Below are 19232 nucleotides of genomic sequence, written 5' to 3' on the forward strand. Positions count from 1 at the left end.
TGCATGAGCGAAGCTGTCACCTTTGCACCGCAACATTGCGCCAGCAGTAAATTGCAGGCTCGGTGCTACCATGTGACAGGGATAGTCCAGGGCGTGGGATTCCGCCCCTGGATCTATCAGCTTGCCAAGCGCTATCAACTTTGTGGTCATGTGCTGAACAACGGCGAAGGCGTCACCATTGTTGTTCAAGCCAATTTGGCTATGCTGCAAGCTTTTGATAATGCACTGTATACCGAGCAACCGCCACTGGCACGTATCGACAGTCTGTGTTACGAAATCGTGCCCGAGGATGCCACACTTAAAGATTTCAGCATTCATAAGAGTCGCAGTAGCCATCAGGCATTAGTGGCTGTGGGTACCGATAAAAGCAGTTGCCCGGAGTGTTTGCAAGAGATCCGCGATCCCAATAATCGCCATTATCATTACCCTTTTACCAACTGCACTCACTGCGGTCCACGTTACACCATTATCAATAACCTGCCCTACGACCGTCATAATACTTCGATGGCGACGTTTGCGATGTGTGATGATTGTCGTAAGGCCTATGAAGATCCTATGGATCGTCGTTATCACGCGCAGCCGGTGAGTTGTCCAAAATGCGGGCCGCATCTGCGCTATGTGGACAATCAGGGCCATGAATTAGCGTCGCGGGATCAGGCGTTCTCATTAGCTGTAGCCGCCCTTCTCGCCGGTAAGATTCTTGCCATTAAAGGATTAGGCGGCTTTCATCTGGTTTGTGACGCCACTAACCATCAAGCTGTCACTAGATTGCGGCTACGCAAGCAACGGCCCGCTAAGCCGTTGGCGGTGATGGTGGCAGATTTAGAGATGGCGCAGCAATATGCGGTGGCGAGTAACGCCGAGTGGCAACTGCTGTGTAGTCAGGAACGGCCGATTGTACTGCTACAAAAATCTGCCGCAGCTGACATTCCACTAAGTGCCGCAGTGGCACCGAATATCGACCGTATTGGGTTGTTTATGCCCTATACTCCGCTGCACACGTTATTGCTGGATGCCGTGCAAAAGCCGTTAGTGGCCACCAGTGCCAATCTTTCCGGCGAACCCATTATTACCGATGGTGAGACTATCTTGGCACAGCTTGCCAACGAGCACTTTATGGTGATCGATGCCATGCTGGACCACAATCGCCCGATCCTCAATGGTTGCGATGATTCGGTGGTGCAAATGTGTGGTGGTGAATTGCAGGTCATGCGCTTGGCTCGCGGTTATGCACCACTGAGCCTGCCAAGCAAGTTATTAGCCAAGCCAACACTGCCATCCGTGTTGGCGGTAGGCCCACAACAAAAGAACACGTTGGCACTGAATATCGGCAATACGCTATATCTTAGTCCTCATATTGGTGACCTTTTTAGCCTGGGAGCGGAAGGTTATTTCCAGCGTACGCTTGCCAGCTTTAAACGGATGTACCACTTCAATGCAGACTCGATTGTGCGCGATCTACACCCTGATTATGCGTCGAGTCGATGGGCTATGGAGCAATCTCAGCCGATAACTGCCGTACAACACCATTACGCCCATGTTCTGGCAACGCTCGCGGCCAACGATTATGACGGCAAAGTGTTGGGCTTCAGCTTTGATGGCACCGGCCTTGGTGACGATGGCGAATTATGGGGCGGTGAGTTGTTGCTGGCTGACAGCAATAGTTACGAGCGACTTGCCAGTATCCGCTCATTCTCATTGCTTGGTAGCGAACTTGCCATCAAATCACCGTTTCGCTTAACTCTAGCGTTATTACTACGGCAATTCAGTATCAATGATATCGTCGCGATGAACTTGCCGGCGTTTCGCTATTACTCGCCCTCGTTACTGCGTAATCTGGCAAAGATTTTTGCCGCAGACAAAATGCCAAAGTCCCACTCAGTTGGCAGACTTTTCGATGCACTGGCGGTATTGTTGGACGAAATGCAGGACACCCAGTATGAAGGTCAGGCGGGAATTATCATTGAAACCCTGGCTCGGCGTGCTGAAGCTGCCGGGAAAACGACTGAGGCACTAGCGCTTAAATTGCAGTTACCACTGCGGCCATACGCCGGATTATTACTAGGACAATGGGATACCGCGACCTTGTTTAATCAGTTGTTACAGGCCACGCTGCAGCAAATTGATAAAGACGTTATTGCGATGGCGTTTATACAGGCGCTCGGAGATGCGATTTGCCACAGCGCGGTAGCAGCGCAGCAAAAATTAGGCAACCACCTGCCTGTCGTGTTAACGGGTGGGGTCTTCCAGAATCGATTTTTAGCAGAGTACTGCTATCAACAACTGCATAATCGCGGCATCCAGCGTTTGCCGCAGCGGCTAGTGCCTGTTAACGATGGCGGTATTGCGTTAGGACAGTTGTGGTATGGCCTGCGACAGGCCACCCACCTGTCTGACTAAATTTAAACCGGCTGACGCTGATATGTCAGCCCACAGTCAAACCGGAGTTTGCTATGTGTAAAGATTGCGGTTGTTCTATTGCAGGACATGATCACAGCCATGATCACCATCATCACGAGCTGTCAACCAATCCACAACTCAACGATAAGAAGACCTTGTCAGTGATCCATAAAATACTCGACAAGAACGATGTTGAAGCCGCCCATAACCGTGAACACTTTGAAGAACACGGGGTAATGGCATTCAATCTAATGAGCAGCCCAGGTTCAGGTAAAACCACCCTGCTGGAACATCTCGGTGACTATACCAACAAAAAATTCTGTGTCATTGAAGGCGACTTGGAAACTTCTCGCGATGCCGATCGGCTAAAAGCCAAAGGCATCAGTGCAGTACAGATCCAGACCGGTAGTGCCTGCCATCTGGATGCTTTTATGGTGCATGGTGCGCTGCATCAGCAGCCATTGGATAACATGGATATCTGCTTTGTGGAAAATGTGGGCAATTTGGTCTGCCCAGCCAGCTATGATGTCGGAGCCCACAAAAACGTAGTGTTGGTTTCCGTCCCGGAAGGTGAAGACAAAATTGAAAAATATCCTGTCATGTTCCGTAAAGCGGATGTGGTTTTAATCACTAAATGTGACCTGCTGCCCTACTTCGATTTTGATACCGAAGTCGCCAAAAGCCATGTACTCAAACTAAATCCAAATGCCAAAGTGATCTGTGTTTCTGTGAAAGAAAAAGAAAGCATGTTGGAAGTAGCACATTGGTTTGAAAATGAACTCGCCACCTTCAACACTACTGCGGAGGCTGTCTGATGTGTCTCTCTATTCCTTCACAAGTTGTTGAACTACTTCCAGAAATACAAAGCGTTACGGTTGACACCTTAGGTGTAAAGCGCACTGTCAGTTGTCATCTTATGGAAGAACCTTTGGCTGTCGGTGATTATGTGTTAATCCACATCGGTTTTGTGATGAATAAAATCGATGCTGCATCGGCGGCTGAAAGTTTGGCGCTATATAAAGAAATCGTCGACAAGATGGAGGCCGCTGATGCCTGAGTTGCAACTCAAGCAGCTCTATGATGGTTTTCGCGACCCCCGTACCGTTGCAGAGCTGGCATCACAAATCAAGCAGCTAGCGGCCAAGCTGGACGAGCCAGTAAATGTCATGGAAGTGTGTGGCGGGCATACGCATACCATCATGAAATATGGCCTGTTACAGCTGCTGCCCGATAATATCGAATTTATACACGGTCCTGGATGCCCGGTATGTATCATGCCGAAGGAGCGTATCGATCAAGCGGCAGCATTGGCACAAATACCGGATGTGATTCTGGTGACTTTAGGTGACATGATCCGGGTGCCGGGTTCTGAAGGGTCGCTGGCGCAGTTCCGCGCCAAAGGCTGTGATATTCGCCCGATCTATATGCCACTGGATGCATTGAAAATCGCGCAGGAAAATCCCGATAAAACCGTCGTTTATTTCGCTATCGGTTTTGAAACTTCAACGCCGATGACTGCCGTACTGTTAGAACAGGCTGAAAAGCTCGGCATTCCCAACCTGTTATTCCACATCAACCATGTGCTGGTACCGCCAGCAATAGATGCGGTTATGGCCGATCCTGACACGCGGGTAAATGCCTTTATCGGCCCGTCACATGTCAGTGTGATCACTGGCAGCCAGATTTATCAACCCACGGTTGATAACTATCACACTCCGGTGGTGGTCTCCGGGTTTGAGCCCGTGGATGTGATGCAATCAATCCTGTCGATTGTGAAACAGAAAGTGGAGGGTCGTTGCGCGCTGGAAAACCAGTACGAACGTGCCGTGAGCTACAAAGGTAATGAAGCCGCACAGCAAAAAGTGAATCACTTTTTTACAGTTCGCCCCAGCTTCCGCTGGCGTGGCCTGGGACCGATCCCCAACTCAGCCTTGATGCTCAAACCGGAATACCGCCACCGCGATGCTGAACTTAAATATGGCGAACGGTTACCGGTAAAAGAGATTGACGATCACAAAGCCTGCCAGTGTGGCGATATTCTTAGAGGCAAAGCCAAACCACAAGACTGCAAAGTGTTTGGCCGTGGCTGTACCCCACAAACGCCACTTGGCAGCTGCATGGTAAGTTCCGAAGGCGCGTGTAACGCCTACTACCGTTACGCAGGAGTAAAATAAACATGTCTACCCCGAAACAGATCCAGCTCAGTCATGGTGGTGGTGGCCGCGAAATGGCTGAGTTAATTGGCAAACTGTTCTTTGAAGCGTTTGATAACCAAATCCTACGTCAGGAAGAAGACGCTGCCTGTCTTAATATGACGGGCCCAATTGCGTTCACCACAGATTCTTTTGTGGTTTCTCCATTGTTTTTCAAAGGCGGCAATATTGGCAAGCTGGCAATTGCCGGCACAGTAAACGACTTGGCAATGATGGGCGCGGCACCGCAGTACCTGAGTTGTGGTTTTATCATTGAAGAAGGCTTTGAAATCGCCAAACTCAAAGAGATTGTAGAGACCATGGCCGCAGAGCTGCATAAAAGCGGAGCCAAAATTGTCTGTGGCGATACCAAGGTCGTGCCCAAAGGCTGCGCTGATGGGGTGTTTATCAACACCTCCGGCGTTGGTCGCATTATCAAGCCGGGGATCTCAGTGCACTCAGTACGCCCAGGCGATGCCATCATTCTGTCTCGTGACATTGGATGCCATGGCGCCGCAATTCTGGCAGCCCGTGAAGGACTGGAATTGGAAACTGAGCTGCAATCCGATTGTGCCACGCTGTGGCCGATGGTAGAGCAGCTGATCGCGGCCAACCTTGAACTGCATGCCATGCGCGATGCCACACGAGGCGGGATTGCTGCAGTGTTGAACGAATGGGCCAAAGCGGCAAATGTTGGTATTGAACTCAGCGAGGAAGCGATCCCGGTGCGTGATGAAGTACGCGGTGTCTGTGAACTTTACGGTTTTGAGCCCTGGGACTTGGCTAACGAAGGCACCTTTGTGATTGCCCTGCCACAGGAAATCGCGGCCGATGCCATCACCGTCATGCATCAATTCTGCAATTGCGATCAGGCGCGAATTGTCGGTACTGTCACCGACACCAACACCGGCAAGGTTATTCTGCATTCCCCATGGGGCAGCAAACGCTATCTGGAACTGCCAGCGGGTGAATTGTTACCGAGGATCTGCTGATGCATGAATTTTCCATTGTCAGCGCCTTAATCGATCAATGTGAGCAGCTTGCTATTGAACATCAGGCCAAAGGCATCGCCAGAGTTGCAGTTAAAATCGGAGCACTTAGTGGCGTCGAACCGCAACTGGTGAAGACTGCTTTTGATACCTTCCGCGAAGATGGTATGTGTAAAGATGCAGAATTGGAGATGGACGTTGCACCACTAGCGCTGGACTGTAAAGCTTGTGGCGCCCACTCGATCCCCGATGAAATTGCCTACCTCTGCCCGGTTTGCAATAGCCGTGATATCAAAGTCAGCGGTGGCGAAGAGATGCTGCTGATGCAGCTGGAATTGATTTTTGATTGACGTCATACGACGTTGAAACAGCTAAAAATCCCGCCAACAGTGGCTGTAGACACCCGTCTACAGCCCGTTAGTAGATGTCGCCGAACCACGGGGCTATTTAAAATACCAATTTGCTGTTACTTAGGTGAATTATCAAGTTGTCGACGCCATCACTTGATTGCACTTAAAACGTTTCGCGGTAAGCAAATAATCCCTGGCTGCCGCCGGTATGCAGAAATAGCGGCTTACTGCCGTTCTTTATCACTCCTTTAGCAAGCAAATCGATTAGCCCCGACATTGCTTTACCGGTGTATACCGGATCGAGTAGCAGCCCTTCAAGCTGTGCACAACGCGTTACCGCGCTGATCATTGCCGCGGTGGGGATACCATACCCCTCACCATAGTAGTTGCCGTTGGTAACCACTCTGCCCTTGGCTAGGTTTGGGTCCAGGCCAAGATAAGACAGGACCTCTTTGAGTAGCTTTTCAACCAGTATTGTCTGCTCTTCTGTTGAACGACTCACCGCAATGCCCAGGACGGAAATATCTGATTTCGCGGCGATCAGACCTGCTAATAATCCTGCCTGGGTGCCAGCACTACCGGTCGCAACTACAATTTGATCGATGTTAAGTTGTTGATTTTCAATTTGAGCCAATAGCTCATAAGCACAACGTACGTACCCCAAACTGCCAATCACGTTTGAACCACCCATTGGCACAAAATATGGTTTACGTCCTTGCTCGACGAGCTTGGCCACTAACGCTTGTGCATATTCATGACAGTTTTCGTGCTGTTTGAGTGAATGAACATTGGCACCAAGGAGATGATCCAGCAGCATATTGCCGTTGTTGTAATAGTCGGTCTTCGGGGTGCCGTTGACATCCTCCAGCACCAATTCACAATCGAAACCGAACTTAGCGGCTGCCGCTGCGGTTTGCCTGGCATGATTGGACTGGAATCCGCCGACAGTGACAATCACATCGGCATGTTTTTGTTGTGCATCAGCAATCAGATATTCAAGCTTACGCGCTTTATTTCCACCACCGGCTAAGCCAGTACAATCATCACGCTTTATGTATAAATCACAACCCAACGCCTGCGATAGTCGGGGCAGAAACTCTAATGGTGTAGGGGTGTGGCTAATTTGCACGCGAGGGATTAATTTGAAATTTTCCATGTCTTTTATTCAGTTAACTCAATACATTGCATCATTGATTAGGTGCCGGTTTTAAGATGTTTATTGACTTATTCGGAGTGACTTCCACGTATAAACACTCTGCAACATTCCCCAAATTTGGTCAACAAGGAAGCACTAAATGGTTGGTTTAACTCACTATGTTAAACAGTCCGAGCGACACAACAAGTGCCAACTCATCACTAAACTAAGGGCTAATTATTCATGACAACCACAATGGCTATGATTAAGCTATGGCTGCATTCAAGATATTGATCATCGCCGATTCCACTTCCCTTGCAATGTTAACCAATGCGGCATCGTTAGATAATGCGCTCAGCATTTCAACGGGTTTGATATAACTAACTTTCACTTTCCCGCCCTCGGTGTAAACGGATATTCGACAAGGCAAGGCCATGTTCAGACGCACGTCAATGGCCAAAACTTTAGATGCTTGTTGCGGATTACAAACCTCAAAGACTTTACATTCCTCTGCATAATCAATCCCTTTGCTTCGAAGAGTTGCACCTAGATTATGAATATGCAACACGCCAAACCCATTTTTCTTCACTGACGCTTCAAGCGCGTTAGCGGTAACATCAAATGGCTTAGTACTTTCAACGATGCTATACATAAATCCTCCCCTTGTTTCCATTTATCACCTGATCTTAGCGGTACTTGCCAAGCGCTAATCTGGCAAAAAAAGCATTTATCAACCATGAGCAAAGGTGAGGGACTGAGATGCCCTCACCTGCAATGACTAATCCACCAACAGATCGACCAGCGTTAAAATCATAAAAGTCGTCGGATCATAAACCACGGTATAGCCTTGGTAATAACCGACATCACATCCTTTCGGAACATCATTTAAACGTTGTATCAGCGAACTCGGGGCCGGTGTGATATAGGGACGATACCTGTCGGGGATCACCTCGCCCCGTTCCCATTTGGGACGACGGTTGCGATCCACCTTGCTCAATATGCGTTGATAATGTTGTTTTATCACATGTTTGTTATGGGTAGAGATCGCATAAGCTGCATTGGAATTTGGACTTGAACGTTCGATGCCCATTGGTTGATGAGCACTACCGCCAGCACTACCATGACGGCTTTGCTGTGATTGATTTTGATGAGACTGCTGATTTTTATCCTGATGCTTCATCTGGGTAGATTTTGCATTGGCATTAGATTTTGATGCCTTGTTTTTTTCAGCATTATTCGCTTTGTTTGGCTGCTCCTGCTTCTGAGGAGGCTGGGGTTCTGCATTTGCCACATTGATGTAGTAGCCATTTAACATCAACGCCGTAATAGCTGTGCACAATAATGATTTTTTCACTGTCAATCCCTCGTATATGCCTTTCAGCGTTCAGACAACATGAAGGTTTATCGACCCTATTGCAAGTTATGCTGTGTAAAGTGGTGAATAGCAAGTCGCTTAGAACCATTATGAACGGCATCAGGGATGCATCGTTAAATAGTGCTCTGCAACTTCAGAGCGGCAACGACAAACTCCGGCAGATGCGTTAATCCTGCCAAGTTACGTAGCAAACTTTTGCAGGATAAAAGTCAGCCAAAAAACGCAGCCAATAAATTTGGTGATCGGCCAGCTTATCACCTGGCCCTTTGACCTCAACAAAATGCGGCGCACCATCAGCGTCAAACAACAACAGATCCGGGTGTCCACTGCGGTAATGGGCAGGATCACGCAAGATACGTTGAAATACTGCCAGCAGAAAAGCTGAGGAAAAGGACGCCATACAACGTTTGAATAACGGCTCAGTGAAAATCTGCCAATTCACCCAATCATTCACCAGTCCCTGTTTGTTAATGAAGTGCTGGTGCAGCATGCTACGGTCACCGCTGGCCAATTGTGCCATTCGCCTGGCGATCAATGTTTGACGCTGCGAACTAAAACCTGGCTGATACATGTCACGTGGAGCGCGCTGGTAAGGGTTATCAAATACGCCGACAACAGGGGCAAAGATGATGTCCCAGAAAGCCAGTCCGAACAGTCCGCACAGCACGCTGTTTTCGCTATACCAAGCATCAAAACCTTGTGCCGAATAATAATCCCTAGTGACAAGCTCTACCCGCAGATTCGATGTTTGCGGCAATTTCAGCCTGAGTTCAGCGGGCTTAAATGGCTTTAACATATCGAATGGGGCCGAGTCCGGGAGCAAAGGCGCCTGAACAGTGAAATGCTTGGTTAACTGTTTATAAATCCTGATAACCGTTTGTTGCTGTGCTTCGTTTTGCGCGTGTTGTCCAAGTGCGGTTACGGCGCTAAGCGCCTTCGGCTGCTTGAGCTTTATCAGACAGCGGCATAACCGCTCGGAAGCGGTCCAGTCCTGACATTGCGGATAGAGCGAAATGGCTAGCACCAGTTGTTGCTGACGTTCAGCTTCTCTAGCCAATTTCAACAGTAACTTCTGTCGTCGTCGCTCAACAATGGGGTTGTGTTGTGGTGACGGGATCTGTGCCAACCACTCGGCTACATTGATTGGCAATTTTTGTTGGGTTAGTTGCTCCCACCTATCCGCCAACGTCGCCAACGACAAGACGGTTTGTAATTCTGATGAGGAATGATAAGCGCGTCCTTCTCGAGCTAACGGATAACACTCAAACCGTTGTAACCCCATATCGCTCAGTACAAACTGGCTGAGATCCTGATAGCGATTGCCAAAGTACAGCAGTAATAGCAACTCCAATAAAGGCTGACAATGGAGTTGTAACCAGCAAAATCCTTGATGTTGCTGCCACAGAGATAGCTCTGGTTGCGACGGCAGCATGTTTCGCAGCAGGGTCCACAATTGTTGTTTGCTGAGGTCGCGTTTAAACCAAGGAACGCTAATCTCATCAAACAGCGTTTTTAGTTCGGGCAACGTGACTGAGGTAAACCAGATCTCTAGCGGTGGTAGTGCCTGTTGTAATAATTCGCTCTGCAGCAGCGGCTGCATCGCTGCATTGATATCGCCAATTTCTTGATAGTGCAGTTTATCCAGACGGAACCACTCACCTTTGCGGGATAACAGTCTCACTAACAGCATTTTACTGTTGTCCGGTAACGATTGGTAACGCTGTAATGCCAGTTGTTGCTCAGCTGGGAAAATATCCAGGTAGCGCGTTGTCACACTTGCCAACATCTGCTCGAAGTTATGCAGATAATAGTCTGCAGGTAACGACGGAGTGGCAGCTGTTTCAGTCATCAGTTGCGATAAAGGGTCTGGATCAGATGAAACCCAAATCGAGTTTTCACCGGACCGTGTATAGTGAGCAAAGGCTTTTTAAAAACAACATCATCAAAGGCTTTGACCATCTGCCCTGGACCAAACTCGCCCAGATCACCCCCACGTTTTTTTGAGGGACATTCAGAATATTTTTTCGCTAATACCGCAAAATCCTCGCCTTTTTCCAAACGCTGTTTCAATTTTTCCGCTTCTTCTCGGGTCTTTACCAAAATATGGCGAGCACAAGCACGAGCCATGATATTTCCTCTTTAAATCAGTCGAAACCGACATGGTGCAGTTTACCACAGAAGAGTGATCTTCCCTTGAGCATTCGGTTATGAGAAGTCAGCTTGACGTTTGGGGTTAACTAATGGCCTCGATATAATTGCAACAAAGACAAAGCGGAGAAGCTATATGTGGCAACAACAGCAGATACAATTACGAGCCAAAGCTCGCGGTTTTCATCTGATCACCGCAGAGATTGAAGCTGCATTGGCGCAGTTTACCCCGGTAAGCATCGGTTTATTGCATCTGCAACTGCAGCATACCTCAGCATCACTGACACTCAACGAAAATGCTGACCCAACGGTGCGCATGGATTTTGAAGCGTGGTTTAACCATAGCGTCGCGGAAGATACCTATTATTTTCGCCATACCTATGAAGGAACCGATGATATGCCAGCACACATTAAATCGAGCTTGCTCGGCACTAGTTTGCTGTTGCCCATACAAAATAGGCAACTGGCTCTAGGTACATGGCAAGGTATTTACCTTGGTGAACACCGAAATCAGGGAGGTAATCGTCGAATTTTGTTGACGTTACAAGGCGATTAACCTAACAACCGTTGATAGCCCTGTAGCAATAATAACAGCGCAAACAGCAGCAAAATCATGCCACTAAACACCAATATCCCGCGATTATTACGCTGCAACCATTTGCTGAAGCGTGGAATATTTAATGCCCACCCAAGAAATGCGAACCACAATAATGCCAGACTAAAAAACAACGTGACTAATGCTAACTTGAATTGCAATGGACTTTGCAACGGCAGCATCCCGGCAATGACACTGAAAAAATACACATAGGCTTTGGGATTAAGCGCATTAGTGGCAAATCCGGTCCACCAGCCGTGACGACGAGAATATACACGCGGCTTTTGCACCGTTTCATTACTTTTACCGGCTGGGGAAGCCGCAAATGCGCCCTGTAAACAGCCATATCCCAGATAACCCAACCACAGCGCGGCACACCAAGGCAACCATAACATCAGTCCCGGCAACCAACGTTGTAATAAGGCGGCGGCAAAAGTCACCGTAATGGTATGTAACATAATGGCGGACGCCAGACCTAACGCCAAAAAAAACGCGTAGCGGCGGCCCCCGACTACACTGGCACGCAACATCAGAGCAAAATCAGGACCTGGTGCAACCAGTGCCGCAATATGTACAGTTCCCAAGGTAAGTAACAGTGATATCCAGGACATAAAGTGCTTTTAAAAACTCAATTAATCTAAGACCAGTGCCAATGTATCGAAACCGCACAACTCAAGTATTGGAAAAAATTGCAGTTATCCCGCCAGCTGGCGCCGATACGCCGCCGGTGTCAGATTGTAGCGCCGTTTAAAGCAATGATGCAGATGGCTTTGATCATAAAATCCGACGGTAGTTGCCGCAGTGACCACATCCTTACCCGCGGCCAGTAACTGGCGGGCAAGATCTACTCGTAATGCTAAGATATAAGCATGTGGAGTCATGCCAAAACTGCGACGAAACCTGCGTAAAAACTGGTATTCATTGAGCTGAAACAGTTGCGCCAAGGTCTGTAATCTATGATTTTCCGCTATATCGGCGTATAGAAAATCCTTCAACTGAGTTAGCTGACTTATCGTTAGTCCACCTTCAGCTGTCATTGACTGTACCTCACCGTCACCATAGCGTTGTATAAGTACTGCCATAAGAGCCAGCAGCAAGCTATCAACAGCCAATGGCGACAAACGCGACTGATTTGCCATCTGGTGCAGTTGTAATAAACCACTGTAGAGAGGCTGGTCAAAGATTTCCGGTCCCTTGAAGAATAACTCGCGGTGCCGATATCCCAACTGTTTCCCGAACTGCTCCAAAGCGGTAGCACTGACTCGTAACAAGCGCACTTGATAAAGACCCTTGTCGAGTCCTTCCCCATCGTGGACTTCATCTGGATTAATCAGCGAAATACGTCCTGGGGCCAGCAAATATTGATTGCCCCGATGCATAAACCGCTGTGCACCAGCATCCACTATCCCAATATGAAAATCAGTATGCACATGCCGGTCGAAGGCAAAGCCCTGATAACGGGCTCGAACCAGCTCAATACCGGCAACCGGGGTTAATAATCGATGTTCGATGGCAGGTTCCGACAAGTTCAGTAGCGCGCTTAAATATGACAATTAAATCAGTGTAACTATGAGAACTCGCTAAAGCTTGTAAAAAACTGCACCAAACTCTGCACAAAAACTTCCACTATTCAGCACCGTTATTCTGCAGTACGTTGCAATCTTGCCAAATAAAAACCATCGAACCCACTCTTTGCCGGGCTAATGGTTTCATCATCCAGCAATTGGAAATTACTATGGTTGGCCAGGAAATTATCCACTTGTTGTCGATTCTCATCGGGCATAATGGAGCAGGTGGCATACACTAGAATGCCGTCTACTTTTAGCATTCGGCTATAACTGTCGAGAATTTGTGCTTGCAACGCCTGCAACACCGGCAAACGCGCCTCAGTATCATGCCATTTGGTATCGGGGTTACGTTTCAACACCCCCAGACCGGAACATGGCACATCCAGCAACAATCTATCAGCGGACAACTTCAGACGTTTGATGGTTTTACTGGAACTGATAAGCCTGGTCTCAACATTGTGCGCGCCTGCTCGACGGGCGCGATCTTTGAGATTGTCCAGCTTCCATTGCTCAACATCCATTGCCAACAAGCGGCCCTTGCCCTGCATTTTGGCAGCCAGATGCAGAGTTTTACCGCCCGCGCCTGCGCATGCATCAATGACGCGCATTCCCGGTGTCACATCCAGCGCATCAGCAACATGTTGTGAACCGGCATCCTGCTGTTCGAACCAACCATCTTTAAAAGCTTCTGTACGAAATAGTGCCGCATCTGATGTTACTTCCAGTGCGGTAGCCACCCCCTCAACAACTGCGGTTGCGATGCCCTCTTTTGCCAGCCGGGATTGCAGCTGGCTACGCTCACATTTAAGTAGATTAGTGCGCAGATAACGCTTGGGTGCTTGTGCCAACGCGGCCCGCTCCGCAGTCCAGTCTTGCCCCAGTAAACGTTGTCCCAGTACATCCAACCAAGCCGGACAGCCATCGCGTAATGCCGCGACATTGTTGGCATGTTGTAGCCGCTGCGTCAGCACCTCTGCATTAAGGGGCGCCGCTTGTGACCAACGAGGAGGTTGTAGTTGCTGATATGCATGCCAGGCCATCAGTAAATCGGCGGCATGTTTGCCCGCTTCCGCCAGCGATACATGTGCCAGATAGCAGTAAAAATTCAGCCGCCGGATAATCTCACCCACCACCCGCGTAATTTGGGCTTGTTGGGCTGGCGCTAATTTCTGGCCTGCGAATTGCCGGGAATAAGCACGATCCAACGGCGCACCTTCGCCAATAACCTCGCGGATAACTTGCTCTGCGAGTTCACAGGCACGAATGGACAATGAGAATTCAGACATAAAACAGCCTCGGCAGCAAAAAACCGAGGGATCATAGGAGGATGTCCGGGCCTTGGCAAGCCCGGATGCAGCAGATTAGATACCGAGTTTATCAAACAAGTCTTCAGTCACTTCGCCACTGTGACTGGCACCGGCGGAATGCATCGCCAGAATATCGTCGGGATCGAGGTCATCGTCAGCTTCCACTGCTGCCAGCCCGATGAAATCTGTGTTATCCATGGCGAATTCCAGATAGAAAATATTATTATTTTCTGTGCGAAAACTAACCCGTCGGGTAATTGGTGCATCCAGATTGGCGTTAATTGAAAGCGTGATTTCCCGATTGATGGTCAGCATCTTGGGTTGACTCTGGCTAATGGAAGTCTGCAACTCTTTAGACACCAAGTTGATGAAATGGCCCAGCATCTGGTTCATCAACTCACCCATCACATTGGCAACTTCATCCGATGTGTATTTAATGGCGAGTTCATCTTCCGGCATGCCCATGCTCAATAAATAACGACGATAGATTTCCATCGCCGCGTCAGCGGAAAAGTTGATGACCACCAATCCGGAAAAACCACCGTCAAAAATAGAAAAGCAGCCGAGATCGGGTCTTAAACGGGTTTGGTTTATGCGTTGCACCATGCCGGCGTGGCTGATTTCACTGGCAGTTGTTGTTGATAAGACCTGCGCTACCGAACGACACAATTTTAATAATATATCATCCGAATTAATTACTTGTGATGGCTGCATTTTTGCTGCTCCTGCATCGCTACCAGACTCGGCTATCCTTAGAAATATCCGATTATAAAACAACTAATTATCTTTATAGATTGCATTCTAAGCTGCGACCTTTGACAAAGGCAAAGCAATTTGCTCATTAGGGCACGTTTATGGCCGAAAAATGAGCAGGATCACCTATTGAAATACCACTTGTTAAATTCCTTTTTAAAGCCTGAAACTATGCGGTATATTCGTCGCAACCTATAGAAATATAATAAAAAGGACCACATCGATGAATCTGCTACGGCAATTGACCATTTTGCAAAGATTGATTCTGATGTTAGTGATGGCCGCTATCGGAACCTTGTGTTTCGCCAGCTTCTCTATCAAAGAACAATATAGCAATCTCATCACCCAAAAATGGGCGCAAAACGACGCTTTGTTAAATTCGGCGTTATCCATTCTCGAAGCCAGCAGACTACAGGCCAGTATGGCGAATATGTCGCAGCAGGCAGCACAACAACAGGCCATTCACCTGTTTGATGGCATGCGGTTTGGTAAAGACGGCTATTACATCGTCATAGGCAGTAATGGCGATATCTTGTCAGACAGTCAATATCCCAATCTGGTAGGAACCCACATTTCAGAGCTGAAAACGGCGGATGGCGATCGCCCGTTTGCAGCGCTTATCAGCAATGCTAAAGCCAACGCTAAGGCCACCCTTACCTATAACTACCGCAACCCAGCTTCCGGACAGGAAGAAAAAAAGCTTACTGAAGCGCGCTACGATAAAACCTGGGACTGGACTGTGCTGACCGGCACCTACCTCAGTGATATCAATGACACTATGGTCACGGTATCGCTGCACTATCTGGTGATCATGTTGATCATTTCGCTGCCGATTTTTGGATTCTTTCTGGTGCTCAATAAGTCGATCACTACACCGATTAATGAAGCAATAAACGCCATGAAAGATATTGCTCAGGGTGACGGGGATCTGAGAAAAAGACTCAACAGCCCGGGGAAGGATGAAGTATCACTGCTGGCGGATGCCTTTAATGAGTTTGTTGCCAAAATCGCCAATGCCCTTGAGCAGATGAAGCCGCTGGGAGAAAATCTCAATGTCGATGCGGGACAGCTACTTAATGCTGTACAGGAATCGAATCAGAGTGCGGATCATATTCATAAAGAAATCGCCAATGTCGCAACCGCCATCAATCAGATGCTAAGCACCACAAAAGAGATGGCAAGTAATACACAACAGGCGGCAGATTCAGCGACGAGTGTCAAACAGCAGGCGTTACAGGGTAAACAGACCATGGAAAGTACGCTTCAAGGTTGCCAGACTCTGGTCAATGAACTGCAATCTTCCGCCAATTTAACGATGTCGCTCGGACATGCTTCTGAAAAGATTGGCAGCATCCTCGAAGTCATCCGTTCTATTGCCGATCAAACCAATTTACTGGCATTAAATGCAGCCATTGAAGCTGCCCGCGCTGGCGAGCACGGCCGCGGGTTTGCTGTCGTCGCCGACGAAGTTCGAGCCCTTGCAACGCGAACCCAGCAGTCCACCAATGAAATTAACACTATCATTGCTGAGATCCAAACCGGCGTGAACAACGTGATGAAGAGCAATCAAGTCACGCAAACTGAGTCAGAAGAACTGCAGCAGAATGCCCAACATGCAGATGCTGCGATGGAAAAAATTCTGCAACTGGTTGCGGCAATATCGGATATGAATACCCAATTGGCGAGTGCGACAGAGGAACAATCACTGGTCACTGAAGAGATAAATCGCAACGTCAGCAATATTTCAGAGCAGACCGAAGTCTCAGTACAAGCCAATATCAGCAACCGTCAGGCCGCAACCGACATGGGCGACATTAGCCAGCAGATGGCATTAGCACTTGGACAGTTTAAAACCTGAACGTTATGATGGGGATGTACAGGGGTGTCGTTTACCGTAATGAAGTTTATACCTAGATATTCGATGCCCCCTGAGGAACCCGCTTTTTGCGCCCGACACTGGCTATACATCCCATACTTTATAGCGTCCACAGTTTTGCCGCAGGACCCGTTGTTCCGCCGGAAGTGTTCGCTCAACAGCATTATTCCTCGCGAAAACCCGCGAGGAGTTAGCGGTAGAGGTCGACGCTAAGTTAACACTCGATAGTCCTGAGAATGACACTAACTGGCGTTGCATTGAGATAGTTGGTGCATCAGTTTATTCGGCAACCGGCATCCATGCTAACGTGGTCACAACCCTAGCGAATGCTCATGTCAGTATTTTCGCAATTTCGACATTTGATACTGACTATATTTTGCTGAAATGGGATAAGCTGGACGCCGCGCTAAAAGCACTCCGCAGTAAAGGCTATAAGGTCATTGAATATGACCGCTAACTGCGGCATGCTAACGCCTGATAACGGCGAAATTTTAAACATGAGTCTGAAGTCTATGTATGAGAAAACCGTTACCATTACTGCGCCTCATGGCATTCATACCCGACCGGCAGCGTTATTGGTAAAGGAAGCCAAACAATTTTTGTGCGATGTCATTGTGGAATGCCAGGGTAAGCAAGCCAGTGCCAAAAGTCTGTTTAAATTGCAGACGTTAGGTTTATATCATGGTATGCAGGTGCGGATTTATGCTCAGGGTGCCCAAGCTGAGCAAGCAGTTGATCGAATCGCCGAGTTGTTAATGACGCTAAATTAAGGACGGCAAATGGACATGAAAGGAATCGCGGTATCCTCCGGAATTGCCCAAGGTAAGGCCATTCTGTTTGAGCCGTTTGATAACAGTCTTGATTATCGCCTGTTACCGCTGTCCAGTATCCCGTCCGAAAAAGCCAAGGCAACCCGTGCCATTAATAAGCTGTGCCGACAGCTCAAAAGCAGTCTTTCCTCCCTCGAACCCGGCAGCGCTAACTACCAACTGGTAGAGGCCGACTTGCTGCTACTGGAAGATACTGAATTAACCAGTCAGATTAGTAGTTCAATCAATACATTACAGTTATCCGCCGGGGCGGCGGTACAACGTGTATTCTTCCATCAAGCCAGCGAGATGGAAGCCCTCGATGACCCATATCTTAGCCGCCGCGCCCAGGATGTATTGTGTTTGTCTAAGCGACTGATTGGCACTATCAATGGTGCGGGTGGGGAGCGACTACAGCAACTGCAAGAAGACAGTATCTTGCTTGCTGAAGATCTGACACCTGCAGAATTTGCGTTATTACCCCAGGCATACATCAAAGGCATCGTTCTGAAAACGGGTGGCATTACCAGTCACACCGCCATTTTGGCGCGAGCCGCGGGGATACCCGCGTTACTTTCCTGTGACTTCGATATCGCCAATATTCAGAACGGCACGCAGTTGTTCCTTGATGGCTACCAAGGACGTTTATACGTTGAACCTAATCAACAACAATTTTCGACACTGCAACAGCAGTTAGCTGAGGATCAACTCCGCCGTGGCGCGCTTGAACGCTATCGCGATGTCCCCTGCACTACGGTTGATGGCCACAGTCTCAAGCTAATGGCTAACGTTGGCAATTTGAATGACATCGCCAGATTACCGCAATCTGGTGCTGATGGTATTGGCCTGTTCCGTACAGAATTCATGCTCATGGATGCCGTCGCCATGCCCGATGAAAAAGAGCAGTTCAATTTGTACTGTGAAGCATTACAACTGCTCGCAGGTCAATGTCTGACCATCAGAACCTTGGATGTGGGTGCAGATAAGGAATTTTCCTGTATCAATCCCCAATCTGCCGAAGAAAACCCAGCGCTGGGCGTACGTGGATTACGTTATACACTGCACCATAAAGATGTGCTGCACACCCAACTACGTGCTGTATTACGCGCGGCGGCATTTGGTAACGTGCGATTAATGTTTCCTATGGTCAGTCAACCCGAAGAATTAGATGAACTGTTTACTGAAATCGAAATCTGCCGCCAGCAACTCCTATTGGAGCAAAAAGCTTTTGCCGAGCCCGAGTACGGTATTGTGGTGGAGACCCCCGCAGCAGTGATCAATCTTAAAGCGATGTTACCCAGACTGAGTTTTATCAGCATTGGCACCAATGATTTAGCGCAATACACCTTGGCAGCAGATCGCGGCAATCCGCAATTAACTGCCAATTATCCCGCTTTTTGCCCAGCGGTATTACAATTGATATCGCAGACACTGCACACAGCTAAAGCCGTTGGCGTCACCACATCGTTATGTGGAGAATTGGCAAGCGATCCCTGTATTGCCCCGCTGTTGATGGGCATGGGATTTGATGAATTGAGTGCCAATGCCGCCGCGATCGCTGAGATTAAGGCCGCCATTTGCCAGGGGCGATTTAGTGACTTTAAGCAATTGGCAGACAATGCACTGCAATGTCAGCGAATTTCTGAACTCGAAACACTGTTATCCGGTTGTCAAATATAGAAATAATTCAGTATGCTAAGGTTATATCTTCCTGAGAATGGTGGCACAGGAAGCA

The 19232-nt window shown here is 48.4% G+C and carries 20 protein-coding genes; 11 read left to right on the forward strand and 9 right to left on the reverse strand.

Annotation, left to right across the window (positions count from 1 at the left end; translation table 11 throughout):
• Positions 1–3 precede the first annotated feature (3 nt).
• The 6 genes from hypF to hypA are packed head-to-tail and all read left to right on the forward strand — an operon-like array spanning position 4 to position 5931.
• Complete coding sequence (hypF, locus tag PY479_RS08875) at positions 4–2400, forward strand: carbamoyltransferase HypF (protein ID WP_275483529.1); 2397 nt, start codon at positions 4–6, stop codon at positions 2398–2400.
• Positions 2401–2453: 53 nt separating this feature from the next.
• On the forward strand, positions 2454–3215 hold the full coding sequence (gene hypB / locus PY479_RS08880) for a hydrogenase nickel incorporation protein HypB (RefSeq protein ID WP_212596421.1): 762 nt from the start codon (positions 2454–2456) through the stop codon (positions 3213–3215).
• On the forward strand, positions 3215–3457 hold the full coding sequence (gene hypC / locus PY479_RS08885) for a HypC/HybG/HupF family hydrogenase formation chaperone (RefSeq protein WP_275483530.1): 243 nt from the start codon (positions 3215–3217) through the stop codon (positions 3455–3457). Before hypB ends, hypC begins: the two co-directional genes overlap by 1 nt.
• Positions 3450–4574, forward strand: coding sequence for a hydrogenase formation protein HypD (hypD, locus tag PY479_RS08890; RefSeq protein ID WP_212596419.1), 1125 nt, complete (start codon positions 3450–3452; stop codon positions 4572–4574). Before hypC ends, hypD begins: the two co-directional genes overlap by 8 nt.
• A 2-nt stretch (positions 4575–4576) precedes the next feature.
• A complete protein-coding gene (gene hypE / locus PY479_RS08895) occupies positions 4577–5584 on the forward strand; it encodes a hydrogenase expression/formation protein HypE (protein WP_275483531.1) in 1008 nt (335 codons plus the stop codon).
• Positions 5584–5931 (forward strand): hydrogenase/urease nickel incorporation protein HypA, encoded by a 348-nt coding sequence (gene hypA / locus PY479_RS08900; protein ID WP_275483532.1) that lies wholly within the window; start codon positions 5584–5586, stop codon positions 5929–5931. The genes hypE and hypA overlap by 1 nt, the downstream gene beginning before the upstream one ends.
• Positions 5932–6094: 163 nt before the next feature.
• Here the strand turns inward: hypA and PY479_RS08905 are convergent, their stop codons facing one another.
• The 5 genes from PY479_RS08905 to PY479_RS08925 form a co-directional block, all read right to left on the reverse strand.
• The gene (locus tag PY479_RS08905; protein WP_275483533.1) at positions 6095–7087 is read right to left on the reverse strand and encodes a D-cysteine desulfhydrase; all 993 of its coding nucleotides are present in this window, start codon (positions 7085–7087) and stop codon (positions 6095–6097) included.
• Between the two features lie 244 nt (positions 7088–7331).
• Positions 7332–7718 carry a DUF302 domain-containing protein gene (locus PY479_RS08910; protein WP_275483534.1) on the reverse strand — a complete coding sequence of 129 codons (387 nt, stop codon included), beginning with the start codon at positions 7716–7718 and terminating at the stop codon, positions 7332–7334.
• Positions 7719–7844: 126 nt separating this feature from the next.
• A complete protein-coding gene (locus PY479_RS08915) occupies positions 7845–8420 on the reverse strand; it encodes a hypothetical protein (protein ID WP_275483535.1) in 576 nt (191 codons plus the stop codon).
• A 187-nt stretch (positions 8421–8607) separates the two neighbouring features.
• A complete protein-coding gene (locus PY479_RS08920; protein ID WP_275483536.1) occupies positions 8608–10290 on the reverse strand; it encodes a VRR-NUC domain-containing protein in 1683 nt (560 codons plus the stop codon).
• Complete coding sequence (locus PY479_RS08925; RefSeq protein ID WP_212596412.1) at positions 10290–10568, reverse strand: peptidylprolyl isomerase; 279 nt, start codon at positions 10566–10568, stop codon at positions 10290–10292. The genes PY479_RS08920 and PY479_RS08925 overlap by 1 nt, the downstream gene beginning before the upstream one ends.
• Before the next feature lie 157 nt (positions 10569–10725).
• Between PY479_RS08925 and PY479_RS08930 the strand changes: the two genes are divergently transcribed.
• Complete coding sequence (locus PY479_RS08930) at positions 10726–11145, forward strand: secondary thiamine-phosphate synthase enzyme YjbQ (protein WP_275483537.1); 420 nt, start codon at positions 10726–10728, stop codon at positions 11143–11145.
• Here PY479_RS08930 and PY479_RS08935 read toward each other — a convergent pair.
• The 4 genes from PY479_RS08935 to PY479_RS08950 form a co-directional block, all read right to left on the reverse strand.
• Complete coding sequence (locus PY479_RS08935; RefSeq protein WP_275483538.1) at positions 11142–11795, reverse strand: LysE family translocator; 654 nt, start codon at positions 11793–11795, stop codon at positions 11142–11144. The genes PY479_RS08930 and PY479_RS08935 overlap by 4 nt on opposite strands.
• An 84-nt stretch (positions 11796–11879) precedes the next feature.
• The gene (locus tag PY479_RS08940) at positions 11880–12737 is read right to left on the reverse strand and encodes an AraC family transcriptional regulator (RefSeq protein WP_275483539.1); all 858 of its coding nucleotides are present in this window, start codon (positions 12735–12737) and stop codon (positions 11880–11882) included.
• Between the two features lie 86 nt (positions 12738–12823).
• Entirely contained in the window at positions 12824–14038 is a 1215-nt protein-coding gene (locus PY479_RS08945) for an RsmB/NOP family class I SAM-dependent RNA methyltransferase (RefSeq protein WP_275483540.1), read from the reverse strand.
• 75 nt (positions 14039–14113) lie between these two features.
• Entirely contained in the window at positions 14114–14773 is a 660-nt protein-coding gene (locus PY479_RS08950; protein WP_275483541.1) for a DUF3334 family protein, read from the reverse strand.
• Between the two features lie 262 nt (positions 14774–15035).
• Between PY479_RS08950 and PY479_RS08955 the strand changes: the two genes are divergently transcribed.
• From PY479_RS08955 to ptsP, 4 genes are all read left to right on the forward strand, one after another.
• On the forward strand, positions 15036–16670 hold the full coding sequence (locus tag PY479_RS08955) for a methyl-accepting chemotaxis protein (protein WP_275483542.1): 1635 nt from the start codon (positions 15036–15038) through the stop codon (positions 16668–16670).
• Positions 16671–16983: 313 nt separating this feature from the next.
• The gene (locus PY479_RS17575) at positions 16984–17145 is read left to right on the forward strand and encodes an ACT domain-containing protein (protein WP_343377251.1); all 162 of its coding nucleotides are present in this window, start codon (positions 16984–16986) and stop codon (positions 17143–17145) included.
• Between the two features lie 55 nt (positions 17146–17200).
• Positions 17201–17458, forward strand: coding sequence for an HPr family phosphocarrier protein (locus tag PY479_RS08965; RefSeq protein WP_212596583.1), 258 nt, complete (start codon positions 17201–17203; stop codon positions 17456–17458).
• Positions 17459–17467: 9 nt separating this feature from the next.
• Positions 17468–19177: a phosphoenolpyruvate--protein phosphotransferase gene (ptsP, locus tag PY479_RS08970; protein ID WP_275483543.1), complete on the forward strand. Its 1710-nt coding sequence runs from the start codon at positions 17468–17470 to the stop codon at positions 19175–19177.
• The last annotated feature ends 55 nt before the right edge of the window (positions 19178–19232 follow it).

Source organism: Shewanella sp. A32 (assembly GCF_029167175.1).
GTDB classification, from domain to species: Bacteria; Pseudomonadota; Gammaproteobacteria; order Enterobacterales; family Shewanellaceae; genus Shewanella; species Shewanella yunxiaonensis.